Source organism: Streptomyces sp. SID13666, from assembly GCF_010548325.1.
Taxonomy (GTDB): Bacteria; Actinomycetota; Actinomycetes; order Streptomycetales; family Streptomycetaceae; genus Actinacidiphila; species Actinacidiphila fildesensis.
In genome coordinates this window covers 137,808-154,939 of record NZ_JAAGLX010000002.1, presented here as the reverse complement: position 1 = coordinate 154,939, position 17,132 = coordinate 137,808, and the positions used below count along the sequence as shown (strand labels likewise).

General features: G+C 71.1%; 14 protein-coding genes. 3 read left to right on the top strand and 11 right to left on the bottom strand.

What is annotated here, in order from left to right:
* Positions 1-10: 10 nt before the first annotated feature.
* The 7 genes from G3I60_RS05615 to G3I60_RS05585 form a co-directional block, all read right to left on the bottom strand.
* Positions 11-802 (bottom strand): hypothetical protein, encoded by a 792-nt coding sequence (locus tag G3I60_RS05615; protein WP_239069565.1) that lies wholly within the window; start codon positions 800-802, stop codon positions 11-13.
* Complete coding sequence (locus tag G3I60_RS05610; protein WP_138354413.1) at positions 792-1,574, bottom strand: hypothetical protein; 783 nt, start codon at positions 1,572-1,574, stop codon at positions 792-794. The genes G3I60_RS05615 and G3I60_RS05610 overlap by 11 nt, the downstream gene beginning before the upstream one ends.
* Positions 1,575-1,608: 34 nt before the next feature.
* Positions 1,609-2,064 carry a hypothetical protein gene (locus tag G3I60_RS05605; RefSeq protein ID WP_244809647.1) on the bottom strand — a complete coding sequence of 152 codons (456 nt, stop codon included), beginning with the start codon at positions 2,062-2,064 and terminating at the stop codon, positions 1,609-1,611.
* Positions 2,051-3,052, bottom strand: a complete 1,002-nt coding sequence (locus G3I60_RS05600) for a serine/threonine-protein kinase (protein ID WP_198357571.1) — start codon at positions 3,050-3,052, stop codon at positions 2,051-2,053. The genes G3I60_RS05605 and G3I60_RS05600 overlap by 14 nt, the downstream gene beginning before the upstream one ends.
* A gap of 376 nt (positions 3,053-3,428) precedes the next feature.
* Positions 3,429-3,662 carry a hypothetical protein gene (locus tag G3I60_RS05595; RefSeq protein WP_138354414.1) on the bottom strand — a complete coding sequence of 78 codons (234 nt, stop codon included), beginning with the start codon at positions 3,660-3,662 and terminating at the stop codon, positions 3,429-3,431.
* 511 nt (positions 3,663-4,173) lie between these two features.
* Positions 4,174-4,851 carry a response regulator transcription factor gene (locus G3I60_RS05590; RefSeq protein ID WP_164293840.1) on the bottom strand — a complete coding sequence of 226 codons (678 nt, stop codon included), beginning with the start codon at positions 4,849-4,851 and terminating at the stop codon, positions 4,174-4,176.
* A gap of 16 nt (positions 4,852-4,867) precedes the next feature.
* Positions 4,868-6,199, bottom strand: a complete 1,332-nt coding sequence (locus G3I60_RS05585) for a histidine kinase (RefSeq protein WP_164293839.1) — start codon at positions 6,197-6,199, stop codon at positions 4,868-4,870.
* Between the two features lie 241 nt (positions 6,200-6,440).
* Here G3I60_RS05585 and G3I60_RS05580 point away from each other — a divergent pair, with 241 nt between their 5' ends.
* From G3I60_RS05580 to G3I60_RS05570, 3 genes are all read left to right on the top strand, one after another.
* On the top strand, positions 6,441-7,139 hold the full coding sequence (locus tag G3I60_RS05580) for an ABC transporter ATP-binding protein (protein WP_138354417.1): 699 nt from the start codon (positions 6,441-6,443) through the stop codon (positions 7,137-7,139).
* Positions 7,136-9,532: an ABC transporter permease gene (locus G3I60_RS05575; protein ID WP_164293838.1), complete on the top strand. Its 2,397-nt coding sequence runs from the start codon at positions 7,136-7,138 to the stop codon at positions 9,530-9,532. The genes G3I60_RS05580 and G3I60_RS05575 overlap by 4 nt, the downstream gene beginning before the upstream one ends.
* A 140-nt stretch (positions 9,533-9,672) precedes the next feature.
* On the top strand, positions 9,673-10,365 hold the full coding sequence (locus G3I60_RS05570) for a ribonuclease H (RefSeq protein WP_164293837.1): 693 nt from the start codon (positions 9,673-9,675) through the stop codon (positions 10,363-10,365).
* Positions 10,366-10,388: 23 nt separating this feature from the next.
* Here the strand turns inward: G3I60_RS05570 and G3I60_RS05565 are convergent, their stop codons facing one another.
* From G3I60_RS05565 to G3I60_RS05550, 4 genes are all read right to left on the bottom strand, one after another.
* Positions 10,389-11,639, bottom strand: a complete 1,251-nt coding sequence (locus tag G3I60_RS05565) for a VWA-like domain-containing protein (RefSeq protein ID WP_164293836.1) — start codon at positions 11,637-11,639, stop codon at positions 10,389-10,391.
* Positions 11,636-12,898, bottom strand: a complete 1,263-nt coding sequence (locus G3I60_RS05560; protein ID WP_164293835.1) for an AAA family ATPase — start codon at positions 12,896-12,898, stop codon at positions 11,636-11,638. Before G3I60_RS05560 ends, G3I60_RS05565 begins: the two co-directional genes overlap by 4 nt.
* Before the next feature lie 62 nt (positions 12,899-12,960).
* Positions 12,961-14,433 (bottom strand): hypothetical protein, encoded by a 1,473-nt coding sequence (locus G3I60_RS05555; protein WP_164293834.1) that lies wholly within the window; start codon positions 14,431-14,433, stop codon positions 12,961-12,963.
* A 208-nt stretch (positions 14,434-14,641) separates the two neighbouring features.
* A complete protein-coding gene (locus G3I60_RS05550) occupies positions 14,642-16,996 on the bottom strand; it encodes a chitobiase/beta-hexosaminidase C-terminal domain-containing protein (RefSeq protein WP_239069564.1) in 2,355 nt (784 codons plus the stop codon).
* Positions 16,997-17,132: the final 136 nt, after the last annotated feature.

Below are 17,132 nucleotides of genomic sequence, written 5' to 3'. Positions count from 1 at the left end.
CCGGTCCGGATCAGGATTCCCAGGCGGGCCGCTGGGTCTTGAACTGACTGAAGATCTTCTCGAAGACCTCGTCCCCCGCGCCCCTCTGCTCGGCGTTGGCGCTGGCCGACATCATCTGCAGCAGCTCGCGGAACGGGAATCCGTGCAGCCGGGCGTTGAACGTCGGGGCGAAGGCCCGCAGGACCTCCTCGCCCCGGTCGGTGATACCGCCGACGCCGATCGCGTAGAGCCGGAACCGCCGCGCCCGCTGCTCCTCGGTGAGCACCGGGACGACGCGCCGCCAGGCATCGGTGGGGTGCCCGGTCGCGTCCGTCGGCAGGCCGTCGGTGACCAGACAGATCTGCGGACGGTAGAACTGCAGGCCGAGCTGGCGCAGTTCGGCCTTGCGGGCAGCGACGATCTGCATCGACAGCTCCAGCGCCTCGGCCATCAACGTGACCCCGGCCGCCTTCAGCTGCGGCGGCTGGAACAGGTGTGCGGGGACGAACGGGCTGACCGGGCTGTTGTACGGCAGCAGATTGGGGCCCTGCCAGGCACTCACCCCGGCGTCGCCGAAGGTCAGGACGGCGACCTCGACGCTGTAGCTGAGGCTGACGTCGTCGTGCAGTTCCCGGGTCCAGTCACGCAGCGCCTCGTTGAGGGAGGCGATGGGCGCGCCGAGCATCGAGTGCGAGGTGTCCAGACACAGGACGAGCGGGAGGCGCTGCGCGTTGTTCTCGATCTCGATGTCCGCGTACTGGTACGGCAGGGTGCTGGCCTGCTGGTTCACGCGCACGGTCATGGGGTGGGTGTTATCGCGCATGGTCTCTCCGTCGGGTGTCGGCCGGGAAGGCGAGCAGGACGTGCGGGTCGTGGGAATCGTCATGGGGGTCGGGGCGTGCCACGTCGACGGGCTCGCCCGTCCCCGGCGCGGATTCCGCGGGCTCCGACCACACCGCGCGGAACAGACACTCGTCGATCTCGACGTAGCCCTGCGGATGGAGGTCGGTGGCGACCGTGGCGCGACGCAGGTTTCCCGGCCGCGGTGCCCGGCGGGCTCCCGGCAGGTGCGTGGGCACGGTGGGGGCGCGGGATGCCATCGGATCGGCCTCGTGGCGGGATGCCGGGGCGTCGTGGTGTGCCGGGGCGTGGGCGGAGTGGCGGCCGGTGCCCGAACGGCGGACGGCCACCGCGAGCAGGGCGAGGAGCACCCCCAGGAGGGCGGTGATGGAGCCGATGAGCAGCCAGTTGGTGTGCTCGCCGGCCGGTGTCTTCTCGCCCGGGCAGGGGCTTGTCGAGCTGGATCCCGGTTTGGTGGTGGCCGGTTTGCCGGTCGTCGGTTTGCCGCCGGGCGGCTGCTTGGCGGGCGTCGTCGTCCTGGGCGCGGTCCCGCCCGCGGACGGCGTCACACAGGTCGGTGACGTGGCCGGGCAGTGCGCCTTCGGGTCGGCGGGCTTCGCCGGGGCCGTCGTGCAGGGCGCCGGTGGGTCGGCGGGTGCCGCTGCCGCCGGCACGGCGGCCGTGAGGCCGAGCAGCAGCACCGCTGTGAGGATCATGGCGATCGGACGACCGCGCTGCGCCGTGTCGGATGGCACGAGAGGCTCCCCAGCTCCTTCTACTCGCGGATTTCTACAGTTCGAAGACGCGGTGGCACCGGGTGAACATCTGGCGTGCGTGCTCGGTCCATTTGGTGGCGAGCACACCGAACTGCTGATGGTTCATCCGGCAGGTGAGGGGAAGAGTGCAGACGCCGGCGAGGCACGGGCCCGGCCCTCGTACGTCCCAGACCGAGAGCATGGGGATCAGCTGCTCGGTGTTCCAGGCATTGGACGCCGCGGCGGCCAGAGCCAGTTGGTCGGGCTTGAGGATGTGACCGTCCGTCATGAAGGCCACCAGCAGATCCCTGGTCGCCATGAAGCGCACGGTCACCGGGTGGTCCGAGCCCGCCAGGTCGAACTCCAGCGAGATCGCGGCATCGTCCTCGGTCGACCGGTAGTGGCTCCGGTCCGCCCAGGCACGCACCAACCTCCGCCAGCTGGACCCGAGCTCCATCTCGCCGGTGGGCGCGGACTCAGAATCCGCCACGGCCCACCGCCTCTGCCACCATGCGGTCGGTCAGCCCGGCATCGAGGAGGGTCTGCGCGTGGAGCAGCAGGCAGGACGGTACGGACGTCACCGATCCCCGGCTGTGGTTACGCGCGTTGAGGTCGTCGGTGCGTACCCGGATGCCCTCGGCGACGGCGGGCGGCGGCCACGAGGGGACGGGGCCCGGTTCGGGATCGGGCTCCGGCGCGTCCGGTGCCGTTTCGCGGGGGAGGACCTCGTCCAGCAGCGCGGCTAGGTCCGGCCGGTCCTGCGGGGACTTGGCCAGGCAGCGTTCCAGCAGGGGGCGGAGCCCCTCAGGGACACCGTCCAGCGCCGGCCGCTCATGGATGATCCGGTACATCACGCCGACGCCCGAGCCGAACGGTGCGACCCCGGTCGCGGCGAAGGCCAGCACCGCCCCGAGGGAGAAGACGTCGCTTGCCTGCTTCGCCACCTCGCCCCTGAACTGCTCCGGGGACATGAACGGCGGTGTGCCCATCACCGTTCCCACCTGGGTGATCGTGTTCGCGGCGGCGCCGAACAGCGAGATCCCGAAGTCGATGACCCGGGGGCCGTCCTCGGCCAGCAGGACGTTGGCAGGCTTGAGGTCGCGGTGCACGACGCCCGCGGCATGGATCGCCTGCAACGCCTCGACCAGCCCGGCAGCCATCACCCGCACCGCCGACTCGGCCAGCGGCCCGTCCGCCCGTACCGCCTCGGCGAGTGACGGACCGGGGACGTACAGCGTGGCCAGCCACGGCGGATCGCCCTGGGTGTCGGCGTCGACGACGGCCGCGGTGAAGGCACCGCTGACCGCTCGTGCCGCCTCGACCTCCCGGGCGAAGCGGAGCCGGAATTCCGCGTCGGCGGCGAACTCGGGACGCACCACCTTCACGGCCAGCGCCCGGCCGCTCGCAGACCTGCCGAGGTACACCCACCCCATACCGCCCGAGGCGAGCCGACCGACAATGCGGTAAGGCCCCACCATTAGCGGATCACTTATCGGAGTCCGCACTCCGCCCCCTGTTCACGGCTTCCGTCCCTGGCTCGCCACAGGCAGTCCGCGCCCCGCCGTCGTGGTTGCTCAGAGTGTCCCGCAAAACGCATCAGGAAGTTATGGGAACCGTCGGATATTCTCGGGATCTCGCCGTGTTCGGACCGGCATTGGCGCCTGCCCGCCGATACGGGCCGTTCCAGCTCCGTCGGTCGAACACCTGACTCGGTCCCAGGCGCAACACCGGCCCCGACCGCCCCCGTGGGACGCGCAGGTCGCAACCGGGCCCGGTTCGAGCCTCATCCGGCAGCGTGCGTGGCGCCGGCCGGGAGGATCGGTCCCGGCCGGCGTTTCGCGTGGTCTCGCGTGATCAGTGGTCCTTGGTGAGGAATGCGCCGACGAACCGGCGGATCAGTTCGGCGGCGATCAGGGCCGGCAGGGTCGGTGCCGGGAAGGCGATGTCGAGGTGGATGCGGGGTGCCAGCTCGGCGCCGAGGATGGCGACGGCGAGCAGCAGGACGAGTGCTCCTCGCAGCCGGAATCCGCGGTGGGGCTGGTGGTGGTGTTCGCAGGTGGGTTGGTCAGTGTGCCTGTGTATGGGCACTCGGCGGGTACCTCCCTGGCTCGTTGCCACTCGTCGGCCCTGAATACGTCGGACGGAGGGTTGCAGCCTTCCGCCCGTAGGGCTTCTCAGAAGAATGGGGCGCCGGGGAAAGGGCCGTCCACCGGATATCGCGAATTGACGCTGATCCCCGGGCGAGGAGGGGGGTTTTTCGGCCATTCATTGCCGCGGTTCGTAGATCGAATCGTCAACAGGGCAGGTCGCAGGGGGTGATGGGCATTCGTGTCGCATATCGGCCGACCTGCTCGACCGCGGCATCCATGGGGTTAAGGGCTTGCGCGAAGCAAAATGATCTGCTGACATTGTTGATGAGACCGCGCTGAATCCGGGTCCACCGGATCAAAGCCTTGTGCGGCACCCGAGTCGGTGCCGAAGGCCGATAGCGGTCGTTTTCATGGCTGACCCCGGCCGTTGCCACTCGTCAACAGGGGAACTGCCGGGCTCCGTTGCAGCGGAGGCCGGCCGCGCCGTCATCACTCCGCAGGACGCAACCTCATGGGGTTGCCGCGCCCGGGGAGATCAGGCCGGTCTCGTAGGCGAGGACGACGGCCTGGACCCGGTCGCGCAGCCCGAGTTTCGACAGGATGCGCGCGACATGCGTCTTGACCGTGGTCGCGCTGAGGGTCAGCCGCTCGGCGAGCTCGGCGTTGCTCAGGCCGGTGGCGAGCAGGCACAGCACTTCGAGCTCGCGTGGTGTGAGCCCTGACAGGTCGCGGTGGACGGCGGACCTGACCTCGTCGCGGTGGGCGAAACGCTCGATCAGCCGGCGGGTGATCGTCGGTGCGAGCAGCGCGTCGCCGGACTGCACCAGGCGTACCGAGGCCACCAGATGCTCGGGAGACACATCCTTGAGCAGGAAGCCGCTGGCGCCCGCGGTGAGCGCGGCGTAGACGTAGTGGTCGAGGTCGTACGTGGTCAGGATGAGGATGCGGGTGCCGGCCTCGCCGTCGCCCAGGATCTGCCGGGTGGCTTCGAGGCCGTCCATCTGCGGCATCCGGATGTCCATCAGCACGACGTCGGGCCGGGTGCGCCGGACGGCCGCGATCGCTTCGGCGCCGTTGGCCGCCTCGGCCACCACCTCGATGCCGTCGGCGGCGAGGATCATCCGGAACCCGGTGCGCACCAGTGCCTGGTCGTCGGCGATGACGGCACGCAGGGGCTGCTGGCTCATAGGGCTCTCCACGCGCTCATACGGCTCTCCACGGAACTCGGGCCTCGATCTTGTATCCGCCGCCGATTCTGCGCCCAGCCACGAGCGTTCCGCCATAGACCGCGAGCCGCTCCCGCAGACCGATCAGCCCGCGCCCGTTGCCGCCCTGCGCGTACGTCCCCTGCGTGCCGCCGGTGTCGGTGACCTCGATCTCCAGCCACGCGTCGTCGTGGCCTATGGTGACGGACGCCGTCGAGCCGGCGGCGTGCTTCATGGTGTTGGTCAGCGCCTCCTGGACGACGCGGTAGGCGGTCAGATCGACGCCGGGTGGCAGCGGCTCCGGCGGGGGAGACAGGGCGACGGTCACCGGCAGCCCGGCGGCGCGGACACGTCGGACGAGGTCGTCCAACTGGTCGAGTCCCGGCTGGGGTTCGAGCTCGTCGCCGGTGCTTTCCGAGTGCCCGGTGCCCGAGGCCGCGATGAGGCCCATGACATGGCGCAGTTCACTCATCGCGGCCCGGCCGCTCGCCTCGACCGCGAGCAGGGCCTCCTTCGACTGCTCGGGCGCCGTGTCCATGACCTTGCGCGCCGCCCCGGCCTGGATCACCATCACGCTGACGTTGTGGGTCACCACATCGTGCAGTTCGCGGGCGATCCGGGAGCGCTCCTCGTCGATGGCCTCGCGCATCGCCTTCTCCTGCGCCACCTGCAGTTCGGCGAACCGCAGCTGGGTGGCTCTGAGCCGCAGCTGCCAGTAACGGACCACACTCGCGATCAGCGCGACGACCAGCAGGACGAAGAGCCGGCCCGACCAGAACGGCAGTGCGGGGTCGGTGGTCCGGTCGAAGGTGGCGGCGAGCACCGCCGCGAGCGCGAAACTGCCCATCGTGGACGTCAGGTTGCGGCTGTGGACGAGGGCACTGCAGGCGGCGATGAGGCACACCACGAGGGTGAACCTGGTCGTGTAGTCAGGACCGGCCAGCGTCGCGCACATCACCACCCAGAAGACGGCGAGCGGAAACCGCCGGCGCGCCGCCAGCGGCAGCGCTGTCAGCGCCCCGAGGACGTAGGCCTGTATCGCCGGGTGGAACTCGGTGCCCGGCACGGGAGCACCGGGTGGGAAGGGCGGCCGTTCGGGCGGGAGGGGCCGGCCGGGCAGAGAGCAGGGGTTCAGCGCCGGATCGGGCCCTGCCGGCCAGCCGGCGTCGAAGTGCAGCCTGGACACCGCGAACAGCACCAGCGCCGTGAGGGCCAGCGCGAGCGCGGCATCGGTGACGACAGCCCGCCTCGACAACCGGGGAGCCTGGCCGTCCGGGCGCAGCGCGTCGCGCACCTGCCGGCGCCATCCCTGTCGTTCATCCGTTTCCACCAGCACATTGTCGGCGCCGCCCGCCCTGGGCACATCGGCCTCAGCGATCAGGGCTCCGGCCGTGCGGAGTACTTCGCAAGGATGACGCCGCGGCCGGGTCCTCCTCGTGGGCGACCCGATGTCGGTGCACCGGCCGACGCGCCTCCGCAGCGGGCGCACCTAGCTTCGGTCCTGCCAGCGGGCCGCCCGGGGGAGTCCCCCCGAGGACGCGGCCGTTGCGACCGGAAGGACCGACACCTCCATGGGGAACGTGATCGAACTGCGTGGCGCCGTCAAACGCTACGACAACGCGGACGGGCCCGCGCTCGGCCCGCTGACGCTCACCGTCGAAGAGGGTGAGGCCGTCGCCGTCACCGGGCCGTCGGGCAGCGGCAAGTCCACGCTGCTGAACCTGGTGGCCGGGCTGGACAAGCCGACGGAGGGCACCGTGACCGTCGGCGGCACACGGATCGACAACCTCGGGGAGGGCGGGCTGGCGCGCTTCCGCCGCGAGCGCATCGGGATCGTGTTCCAGTTCTTCAATCTGCTGGACGACCTCACCGTCCTGGACAACATCGTGCTGCCGGCCCAACTGGCGGGTACGGCCCGGGGCAAGGCGGCGACCCGCGCGCACGAACTGCTGGAGACCCTCGGCATCGACCAGCACGCCCGGGCCTACCCGGGCCGGCTGTCCGGAGGCGAACGCCAGCGCGTCGCGGTCGCGCGGGCGCTGATCAACCGCCCGGCGCTGCTGCTCGCCGACGAACCGACGGGTGCGCTGGACATGGCGTCCGGGCGCGACGTCCGTGAACTGCTGATCGATCTGCACCGGGGCGGGCAGACCATCGTGCTGGTCACCCACGACCTCGATCTCGCCGAATCGTGCGCGGGCCGGACCGTCCATCTGGTCGACGGGCATGTCGCCCTCGACCGGAACAGCGGAGCGGGGGCCGTCCGATGAGCGCACTGGGCAAGGTGGTGCGCGCCGGCGTCGGACGGCGCCGGGTCCAGACCCTGGTGATGATGCTGACCACGATGATGGCGGTTACTGCGTCGGTACTGGCCGGCGGGCTGGTCGTAGCGTCGCAGGCGCCGTTCGACCATGCCTTCGCCCGCCAGAACGGCGCACACCTGACCGCGCAGTTCGACGCGGCGAAGGTCACCGCAGCACAGGTCACGGCCACCGCGCACGTCGCCGGCGTGACGGCCGCCGGCGGCCCGTATCCCGTCCTCTCGCTGCGCCCGCACATCGGCGAGAACGGTTCCGGGATGCCGCCGGGCGACCGGATGCCGGAGCTCACGTTCGTCGGTCGTGCGGACGCCGGCGGGGCGGTCGACGACCTCGACCTCGTCGACGGCAGATGGGCCACCGGGCTGGGGGAGACCGTGCTGCGCACCCTCGACTCGCCGTTCGGCGTGGGCGACCGGATGACCTTCCCCGAGCTGCCGGGCAGTCCGACGCTGACCGTGGTCGGGCTGGCCACCTCGGTGGGCGACAGCGCCGAGGCGTGGGTGTCGCCGGCGCAGCTCACGCAGCTGACCGCACTCGGAGCCCGGCCCGAATACCAGATGCTCTACCGCTTCACGAAGGCCGCCACGGACGCCCAGATCAGCGCCGATCGTGCCGCGGTCGCCGCCGTGGTGCCACCGGGATCGATGACCGCGGCGGCGTCGTACCTGACGATCAAACTGGCCGCGGACAGGACGTCGGCGACGTTCGTGCCGTTCGTCGTCGCCTTCGGTGTGCTCGGTCTGTTCATGTCGGTCCTGATCATCGGGATCGTGGTCAGCGGCGCGGTCGGCGCCGCCACCCGGCGGATCGGCATCCTGAAGTCCCTGGGCTTCACTCCGGGCCAGGTCGTGCGTGCCTATATCGGCCAGGCACTGATCCCCACGACGGTCGGTGCCGCGCTCGGCGTCGTCCTCGGCAATCTGCTGGCGATCCCGGTCATGAGCATCGAGGGCAGCGCCTACGGCACCGGGACCATGACGGTCGCCCCGTGGATCGACATCGCCGTGCCCGCCGTCGCCCTCGCCGCGGTCGTCGCCACCGCGCTGGCCCCCGCACTGCGTGCCGGGCGGCTGCGTACGGTCGAGGCGATCGCCGTCGGCCGGGCCCCGCGGGCCGGGCGCGGGCGGGTGGTCCGGCAGCTGCTCGGCCGGCTGCCGCTGCCGCGTCCGGTGAGCCTGGGCCTGGCCAACCCCTTCGCCCGTCCCGGGCGGTCGGGCACGATGGCCGCGGCCGTGATCTTCGGAACGGTCGGAGTCACTTTCGGCGTCGGGCTCGCCCTGTCGCTCAACGGCATCGAGAGCGGCCTCAACCAGCGAACGGCCGGCGACGTCCTCGTCCGGACCATGGGAGCGCCCCCCGACGACGCCGGAGGGGACGCGGGACCGGCCAGGGCCGGGAACGGGCCTCCGGCCCTGGCCGATCCCGCCGCGATCGCCGCGAAGATCGGCGCGCAATCGGGGACCCGGCGATATTTCAGCACCGGTGAGACCAAGGTCGGCGTCGCGGGGCTCGCCGGCCGGACGACCGTGATCTCGTACCAGGGCGCCTCGTCCTGGGGCTCGTACCGGATGATCTCCGGATCCTGGTTCGACGGCCGCGGCCAGGCGGTCGTCCCGTCCGGCTTCCTCAACGCCACCGGGACCCACGTCGGGGACACCATCACCCTGACCAACAAGGGCCGCAACGCCCCGGTACGGATCGTCGGCGAGGCCCTCGACCTGCGGGACGAAGGGATGAGCATCCTGACCGACAACGCGTCCCTGGCCGGACTCGGCGCCGTCGTCGCCCCGGAGTCGGTCGAGTTCCACATCGACCTCGCGCCGGGTACCGACCCGCAGGGCTATCTGCGATCGCTCAACACCGCCCTGAAGCCGCTGGGCATCACCGCCGAACGCAACTCCACACAGACGAGCAGCACGGTGGTCGCCATGGACACGCTGGCCGCGATGCTCACCCTGATGCTGGTCGCGGTGGCGGGCCTGGGCGTACTGAACACGGTCGTCCTCGACACCCGCGAACGCGTCCATGACTTCGGGGTGTTCAAGGCGCTCGGCATGTCGCCGAGGCAGACGATCACGATGGTCATCACCTCGGTCGCCGGGATCGGACTCGTCGCCGGTGTGGTCGGGGTCCCGATCGGCATCGCGCTGCACGACTACGTGCTGCCGGTGATGGGTGACGCCGCCGGTACGAGGTTCCCGGCGCAGGACCTCGCGGTCTACCACCTTCCCGTGCTGGTCCCGCTCCTCCTGGGCGGACTGGTCATCGCGACCGCGGGCGCACTTCTCCCCGCCGGATGGGCGGCCGGGACCCGCACCGCGACGGCGCTGCGCACCGAGTAGCCGGCTACGGGAGGGAGGATCCGGAACGCCGTGTCGTCCCTCCGGGGCGGGCCGGGTCGGCGGGGCCCTGGCGGGGAGGGCCCCGGCCGGCCGTATGCGCCGTGCTCGGCGGGTGGCGGAACACCTGACATCATCAGGGGATGGAACGCGTTATCGGAGCATGTGACGGAGCCGCCAAGGGGAACCCGGGCCCGGCGGCGTGGGCCTTCGTGGTCGCGGACGCCCAGGGACGGCCGCAGCGCTGGCAGGCGGGGCCGCTGGGACACTCGACGAACAACGTCGGTGAGCTGACGGCACTGGAGCAGCTGCTGACCGCGACGGATCCGGCCGTGCCCCTGGAGGTCCGGCTGGACTCCACCTATACCCGTGACGCCGCCACCAAGTGGCTGGTCGCCTGGAAGAAGAACGGCTGGAAGACGGCCGCCGGGAAGCCGGTGGCGAACCGGGAGATCATTCAGCGCATCGACGCCCTGCTGACCGGCCGCGACGTCGAGTTCGTGTACGTTCCCGCGCACCAGGTGAACGGTGATCCGCTCAACGCGATCGCCGACAAGGCCGCCAGCGACGCCGCGATCAGCCAGCAGCCGAGCAGCGGAACCGGCGCCGAACTCCCCGTGCCGGATGCCGTGACCCAGGCCCCGGACGGCGCTCGCTCCGGTCGCAAGGCCGCCGCGTCGAAGCCGCGGACCGGCAAGGCCTCGTCCGGCACGATCGAGGCGAGGTACCCCGGACGGTGCCACTGCTCCGGCTCCTACGCCAAGGGCGAGTTGATCGCCAAGGTGGCGGGCGGCTGGGGTCACGCCGCCTGCGCGGAGGCGGCGGGCAGAAGCTGAGCGCGGTGGGGCTCACCGGGACGTCACGCGGCCCCGATGTTCACCACGCGTGCCCAGTCGGGCGGAGAGTCCGGTACGTAGTCGGGATCGTCCTGCCGGGCCCAGGACCGGGCTGAACGCTGCCGGGGGAACAGACCCACCACCGTCCGGCACGGCGGCCGTGAGCTCGGCCAGGGCGTCTGCCCGTCGGTCAGGACCACGATGACGTCCGGCCGGGACTGCGCCCGGAGCGCCTTGGCGAAGCCCGAGCGCAGATCCGTCCCCCCGCCGCCCATCAGCGGGATTCCCTCGCCCTGGCACAGCGGGTGCACGATGCGGGCCGCCGCGTCGCACAGCACCACGGTGATCAGGTCACGACGGCCGCCCACGGCACGGGAGATGGCGGCGACCTCGAGGAGCGCGCTGCCCAGCTCGGCGTCACTGACCGACCCGGACGTGTCGATGACCACGGCGACCCGGGGCGGTCTGCGCCGGAGGCTCGGCAGCACGGTGCCGGGCACCCCGGCCGAGCGCCGCGACGGCCGGCCGTAGCTGTAGTCCTCGCCCGCGCCGGAACTGGAGGCGGCCGAGCGGACCGCCGCGCCCAGCAACTCCCGCCACGGCTGCGGCGGGTGGAACACCTCCTCCGCCCACCGTTTCCACCCCTGCGGGGCGTTCCCCGGACGGCCGTTGATGCCCTCCGCCACCCGGAACCGGACCGCGTCCCGCTCCTGCTCGCTGAGTCCGTGCGCGCCGTCCGGTCCCAGGTCCCACTCCCGGTCCAGCCCGTCGGCGCCACTGCCGCAGTCCAGCCAGGCCGCGGCCAGGGTGAGCGGCCCGAGGCTGAACCGGGGCAGATAGTCCTCCATGAGCTTGCCTTCCGGCAGCCCCAAGGAGACCGGTTCGACAGCACCTTCGGGCCGGACCAGTCCGTCACCGAACGCGTCGTCGTTGATCTCGCAGTCCGCGGCGATGTTCATCCGCAGCCGTTCCCCCGGGCCGGTGAGTCCCTGTTCCCGCGCGACCCGGTCGCTGCGCCCGTGGTGGTCGCGCAGGAGGTGCGAGACCTCGTGCACCCATACCCCTGCCAGCTCCTCCACCGGCGTCCGGTCCACGAATCCCGGCGAGACGTAGCACCGCCAGTGCCGGTCGACGGCCATGGTCGGTACCCGTTGCGACTCGACGGGGTGCAGGGCGAACAGGGCGGTCGCCAGGTACGGCCGAGCCCGGGCGGCGTGCAGCCGGGCCGTGAAGAGCTTGTCGAGGTCCAGGGTCCCCGCTGTGTCCGGGATCATCGGCCTGCCTTCGTGGTGACCGAGGCCCGGGCCGCCGCCTGGTCCGCCCGCCGGGACATGGTCACCGCTCCGGCGAGCCCCTCGATCGACGCCGGAACGTCCCAGTCCGCGCGGCGCAGCGACGCGAGGGTGGTCGCGGGGACGACCACCAGGTCCGGGGCCCCGGTCTCCACCGCCCGGGCCAGGAGCTCCCATGCCGCGTTCCAGCGGGACTTCTCGGGACGCTTGCGGACCGCGTCCACCACACCGTCGAGCACGGCCTGACGCAGATCCCCCCGCTCGGGCAGCACGGCACTCGCGGGGTCGGCGAGCAGCGTCTCGGGGTCCGGGAGGTCCATCCGGTCCAGGCTCGCCAGCAGCTCCAGCCCCGGACCGTCTCCCACGGTGCCTCTGACCAGCAGGGAGAGCACCTCCCGGGAGGAGCCGGCCGCGGTCGCGAAGGCGATGAGGCACAGCGTCATCTCCCAGCTCCGGGGAGACGGCCAGGCACCGCCGCGGCGCGTCTCACTGCTGGGCAGCCGGTGCACGAGCGCGGGGCGGACGGACAGCAGCCCGCACACCGCGCGACGGGCGAAGTCCACCGCCTCCGGCAGCCTGTCCGGGTCGAGCAGCGGCAGGGTCGCCCGGGGCCAGGTCCCGCCCAGGCCGCGCACCACGACCTCGTGGTCGTGCGTCCACTGAAGGTGGACGAAACGGTTGGCCAGCGGCGGGCTCAGCTCCCAGCCGTCGGCGGCCGAGGAGCGCGGATTGGCGGCGGCCACGATCCGGACCCCGGGAGGCAGTTGCAGGGAGCCGATCCGCCGCTCCAGCACCAGGCGGAGCAGCGCGGCCTGGACGGCCGGCGGCGCGGTGGACAGTTCGTCCAGGAACAGCAGCCCCCGACCGGCCCGTACCAGCCGCACGGCCCAGTCCGGCGGGGCCATCGGGACCCCCTGCTCCGCGGGATCGTCTCCGATGACCGGCAGGCCGGAGAAGTCCGACGGCTCGTGCACGCTGGCGATCACCGTGGTCAGTGGCAGGTCCAGAGCCGCGGCGAGCTGCGTGAGAGCCGCGGTCTTGCCGATACCCGGCTCGCCCCACAGGAGGACGGGCAGGTCGGCGGCGACAGCAAGGGTCAGGGCCTCCAGTTGGTTGTCGGGGCGCGGTTCGGTCGTCGCGTCGCGCAGCAACGTCAGCAGGTCGCCGGCGACATCGAGTTGGGGGGCGCGAACCGGGTCGGAAAGGGTGTCGGGGGCAGCGAACGGAGTGCATGTGGGCATGTTTGATCACCTTTGGGTTCGTGAGGGGTCGAGCGGGGGGCAGGGGAGGGCGATCCCCGAGGTCAGCGGAGCGTCATGTGGCGCGGGTGGGAGCGGCTGTCGCGGGGACGCAGACGATCCGGGGAATTCGGGGGGATGCGGCCGGATCCGGGGCCGATCAACCCCGACCGGTACAGCCCGTAGGTGATCCGCCGCTGCGCCGCCGTCTCCAGTTCGTCGCGCAGCGCACCGGCGCGTAGCAGCGCGTCGGGGCCCAACAGGCCCTCGACGACGGCCAGCGCACCGGCGGTGTCGCCGTGGTCCAGGCGTTCGCGGACTCCGGTGAGGCAGTCAGGACGGCGGTGCGCCGCATCGATGGCCTGCAGACAGGGAAGCGGAGTGCCGGTCAGAGCGACCAGCAGTTCCTCCCGCCGGATCTCTGCCGGGTCGTGGTCCAGTGGGGCCAGTACCCCGTCGACCAGGGCGATCCGGTGCTGAGCTCCCCGGCACTGCACGAGGCGCGGCTGTCCTGGCCGGTGCGGAGACGGGGACGGACCGGCCGGCGCATGATCCGGTACCAGCGCCGAGGCGACCAGCGGATGCAGCCGGTCGACGTGGATCGAACCGGTGCGGATCAGTTCCAGGTCGGGTGGCACCCAGGCCGCCGCGTCGGGCAGGACCGGCAGCGCGGGATCCCCGCCATCCATGGTCGCCGCCGCGATCCGCAGCGTGGGTGGCCCGCCTCCGTCCCTGTCGGCGACGAGGTCCAGGACCAGCCGATGCCGGGCCCCGAACCGCACGGCGACGGGACCGGTGGGCCGCCGCTCGGCGTGGAGCAGGATGCCGGCCTCGGCAGCCCACCGGTCAACAGCGCAGTGGCGCCCCGGTGGTACTACCGACAGCAGCTCGCTCCCCAGGAGCTGAGTCCCCGGCTGCTCAGCACCGGTCAACTCCGCGTCCATCACAGCGTGTTCGGGCGCGGGGTGGCCGTCGGCGGTCCACCGATCGGCCCCGGACCGGATCCGCAGTTCACCGGTCCTGCGCGCGTCCCACAGGTGGCGGTGCAGATCGAGGCGGAACCGCCGGTTGGGATGGGGATGCGGATGGCGGGCGGTGCCGGCCTCGGAGTGGGTTCCGTCCCACAGCGCGAGGCTGATCCGCTGACCCGCGTCCGCCCAGGCCGGCGGAGTCCGGGCCACGAGGTGCACTGGCCTTGCGCCGTCACGCCCCGCGTCGTCGTACCGAGCCAGGGCGATGGTCAGGCCCGGGCGCAGCAGCCCGTTGGGAGCGATGCGCGGCATGTGCCAGCGCAGCAGGTCGGGCACCAGATGGCGGAGGTCGGCCCGGAGTTGGGACGCGATGGCGTGGCCGTGCGTACGTGCCACGGAACGCAGACGGAGATCGACGTCGATGCCTGCGGCAGCGCAGGCCCCTGCCCAGTCCCCGGCACGGCGGCGGGCGGTCGCAGTCTCGATCATGGACGGCGGCACGGCGAACTCACGCACGCGCAGCCAGAAGGAAAGGCGGGAATCCCTGTTCGCGGTCTCAGTGAGCATCAGCACTCACCTTGCGCGGACGGGTCCCCCAATCTGTGAACAGAGTGAGTCATCATCGCGGTGATCGTAGCGCTCCCGGCCACGATCTGCCAGCTCCTTCCGGTCCGGGCCGACTCGCCGTCGGTTGATGTGACAGCGGCCCCGGCGCCCCTCACGCATCCGCGAAGGGCTCCGAGGCCGGCGTTCACGTGAGGTCACCGCCACCGGGTCATGGGTAGGCGACCACGTTGCTGGGAGTGGTGTTCGAGGCGGTCAACGCCCCTGTGTCGTTGATGACATGGGTGATGGTGCCCACGCCGCCGAGTGACACGGTCAGCGCGTCATGGAACCGCACGCCCGGGGTGTTGGGCACCTCGAAGGCGTGGTAGCTGTTCACCGCCGGATTGACGTTGAAGTAGCAGTAGCTGCCGAGTCCCCAGGCCTCGTGCGTGGTGACACCCGCACCCACCTTGTACGCGGCGTACCCGTTGACTCCCGCCGCGCTCATCCACGCGCCCTGGTTCGGCACGTCGTACGGCATCTCGTTCTGGAAGAAGATCGTCTTGCCGTTCTGGCCGTTCCAGATGACCTCGTGCTTCTGGTAGTGCTCGACGAACAGTCCGGTCGCCAGGACGCTGCCACCGTTGACGATCACGCCGGTGTCCGCCGTGTTGGTCGTCCAGCCGATGGTGCCGGCGTTGCCGTGGTCGGCCCGCCAGGCCCAGATGTGGTCGATGATCGTGTTGTTGCTGTTGACGATCAGGCTGGTCGTGGCCTTGCCGGCGATCTGGCCGCCGATCCGGAAGAACACGTCCTGGATGGTCGTCGGGTTGCCCGCGTGGTTGGCGGACGATCCGGCCGGCCCGACGGTCAGCAGCGCCGCCGAGTTGGTGGTGCCGGCGTCGATCAGCAGGCCCTTGAGCCGGACACCGTCCACGTCGGCGACCTGGATCGCGTCGACGCCGTTGTCCGGAACGAAGGTCGGGTAGCCGATGCCGAGGACAACGGTGTTGGCACGGTTGATGTTGAGCGTCTGGTTCAGGTGGTAGACGCCCGGGGTGACGAACAGGTTGCAGCCCTGCGAGAGCGCGTTGTTGATGGTCGCGGCGGTGTCGCCCGCCTTGACCACGTAGAACTGGCTCATCGGCTGCGAGGTGCCGGGAGTGCTGCCGTTCGCCCAGCTCGCGCCGGAGGCGTTGGTCCGCAGCGACGGGAGGAACACCCGGTACTTGCCGGTGCCGTCGACGTACAGGTACGGCACGTCACGGGAGACGGGGGTGGTGGCCAGCGTCGTCTCGGGCGGGTTGGGGAAGGTGTTCGCCGGAGCGCCGGTGGTGCCGGAGAAGACCATGTTCCACACGCCGCCGGCCCAGCTGCCCAGGTTGCTGTCCCGGGTGTACCACTGCTGCTGCGAGATGGACGCGGCCTGGCCGCTGACCTTGGTGTCGGCGACATAGCCGCCGCTCGCCCAGCCGTAGCTGGCCGGGTAGAGCTGCAGATCGCCGTGGACGTCGATGCGGCGGAACGGGGCGGCCTGGGCGACGGCCCAGCGGTTGCCGCCGACCGGGTTGATCGCCAGGTTCTCGGCCGAACGCCAGAAGTTCTGTGTCGCGTTGCCCGCGTCGGAGGCGTTGAAGGCGTCCACGGTGACGTGACCGTTGATCGTCACGTCGTCCGGGTTCTGCCCGAGACCGGCCACCGAGGTGTAGAAGCCGACGTTGTCGTTGACGGCGTACGTGCCCGGCTTGAAGAGCTGTGCCACGCGGTTCGAGCTGAACTGCGCGGTGTTGGTGTCCTTCATCTGGGCGAACTGCGCGTCGAGCTGCGCCTGGATGGTGGCGCTGGCCATGCTCGGGTCGTAGATGTGGACGTTCGGGCCGAAGTTCGGCGTGTCCGACTGTGTGGGGCAGCCGGCCGATGCGCCGATCGTGTAGGTCGCGCTGGCTACGGCCGAGTCGGTGAGGCCGGACTTGACGGCGATGGCCTTGACGGTGGTGGTGGCCGTGACACTGATCGGCGCGCTGTACAGCGTGGACGCGGCGGTGGGGGTGGAGCCGTCACGGGTGTAGTGGATGCTCGCGCCGGCGGTCGCGTCCGCGAGCGTCACGCTCTGGGCCGACGTGTAGCTGCCGCCCGCCGGATTGAAGGTCGGTGTGGCCACCGAGCCGGTGCCGCCACCGCCCTGGGTGTACGTGAAGTGGGGCGTGTCGTACTGCGGGCCGCTCTTCTCGTAGGTGAACCAGTACTCCAGGACCGACCCGTTGGTGAGTGAGCTCACGGTCTGGGTCCAGGTGCCCGCGCTGTTGGCCATACGGACGTTCTGCTGGCCGGCGCTGTTGACGAGGTAGTGCACATCGACGTAGAGCGCGGCCGTGGTGGGTGTGAAGGAGATCTGCGCCTGCGTCGCGTTCAGTTGCGTGACGCTCTGGGTGTAGTCGGCCGCGGCAGCCGAGGCGGGACCGGCGAGCTGGCTGAGGCCGAGCAGCCCGGTCAGCACGAGCACGAGCGCACTCAGGAAGGCGACGCTGCGCTGGTGGAGACGTGGTGGCGGACGCATGCGGCCGGGAAGGGCGGTGCTGCGCATGGGTGGGGGGTCCTTTCGCCTGGTTTCGTGAAGTGAACACCGAGTCGGCGCGGAAGAAAGGTGAAGGTGGTCTCAAAACTGCGGATGAGAGTTACGTGAGACCAATTAGCCTTTGATTCAAGCTATTGAAAACGCT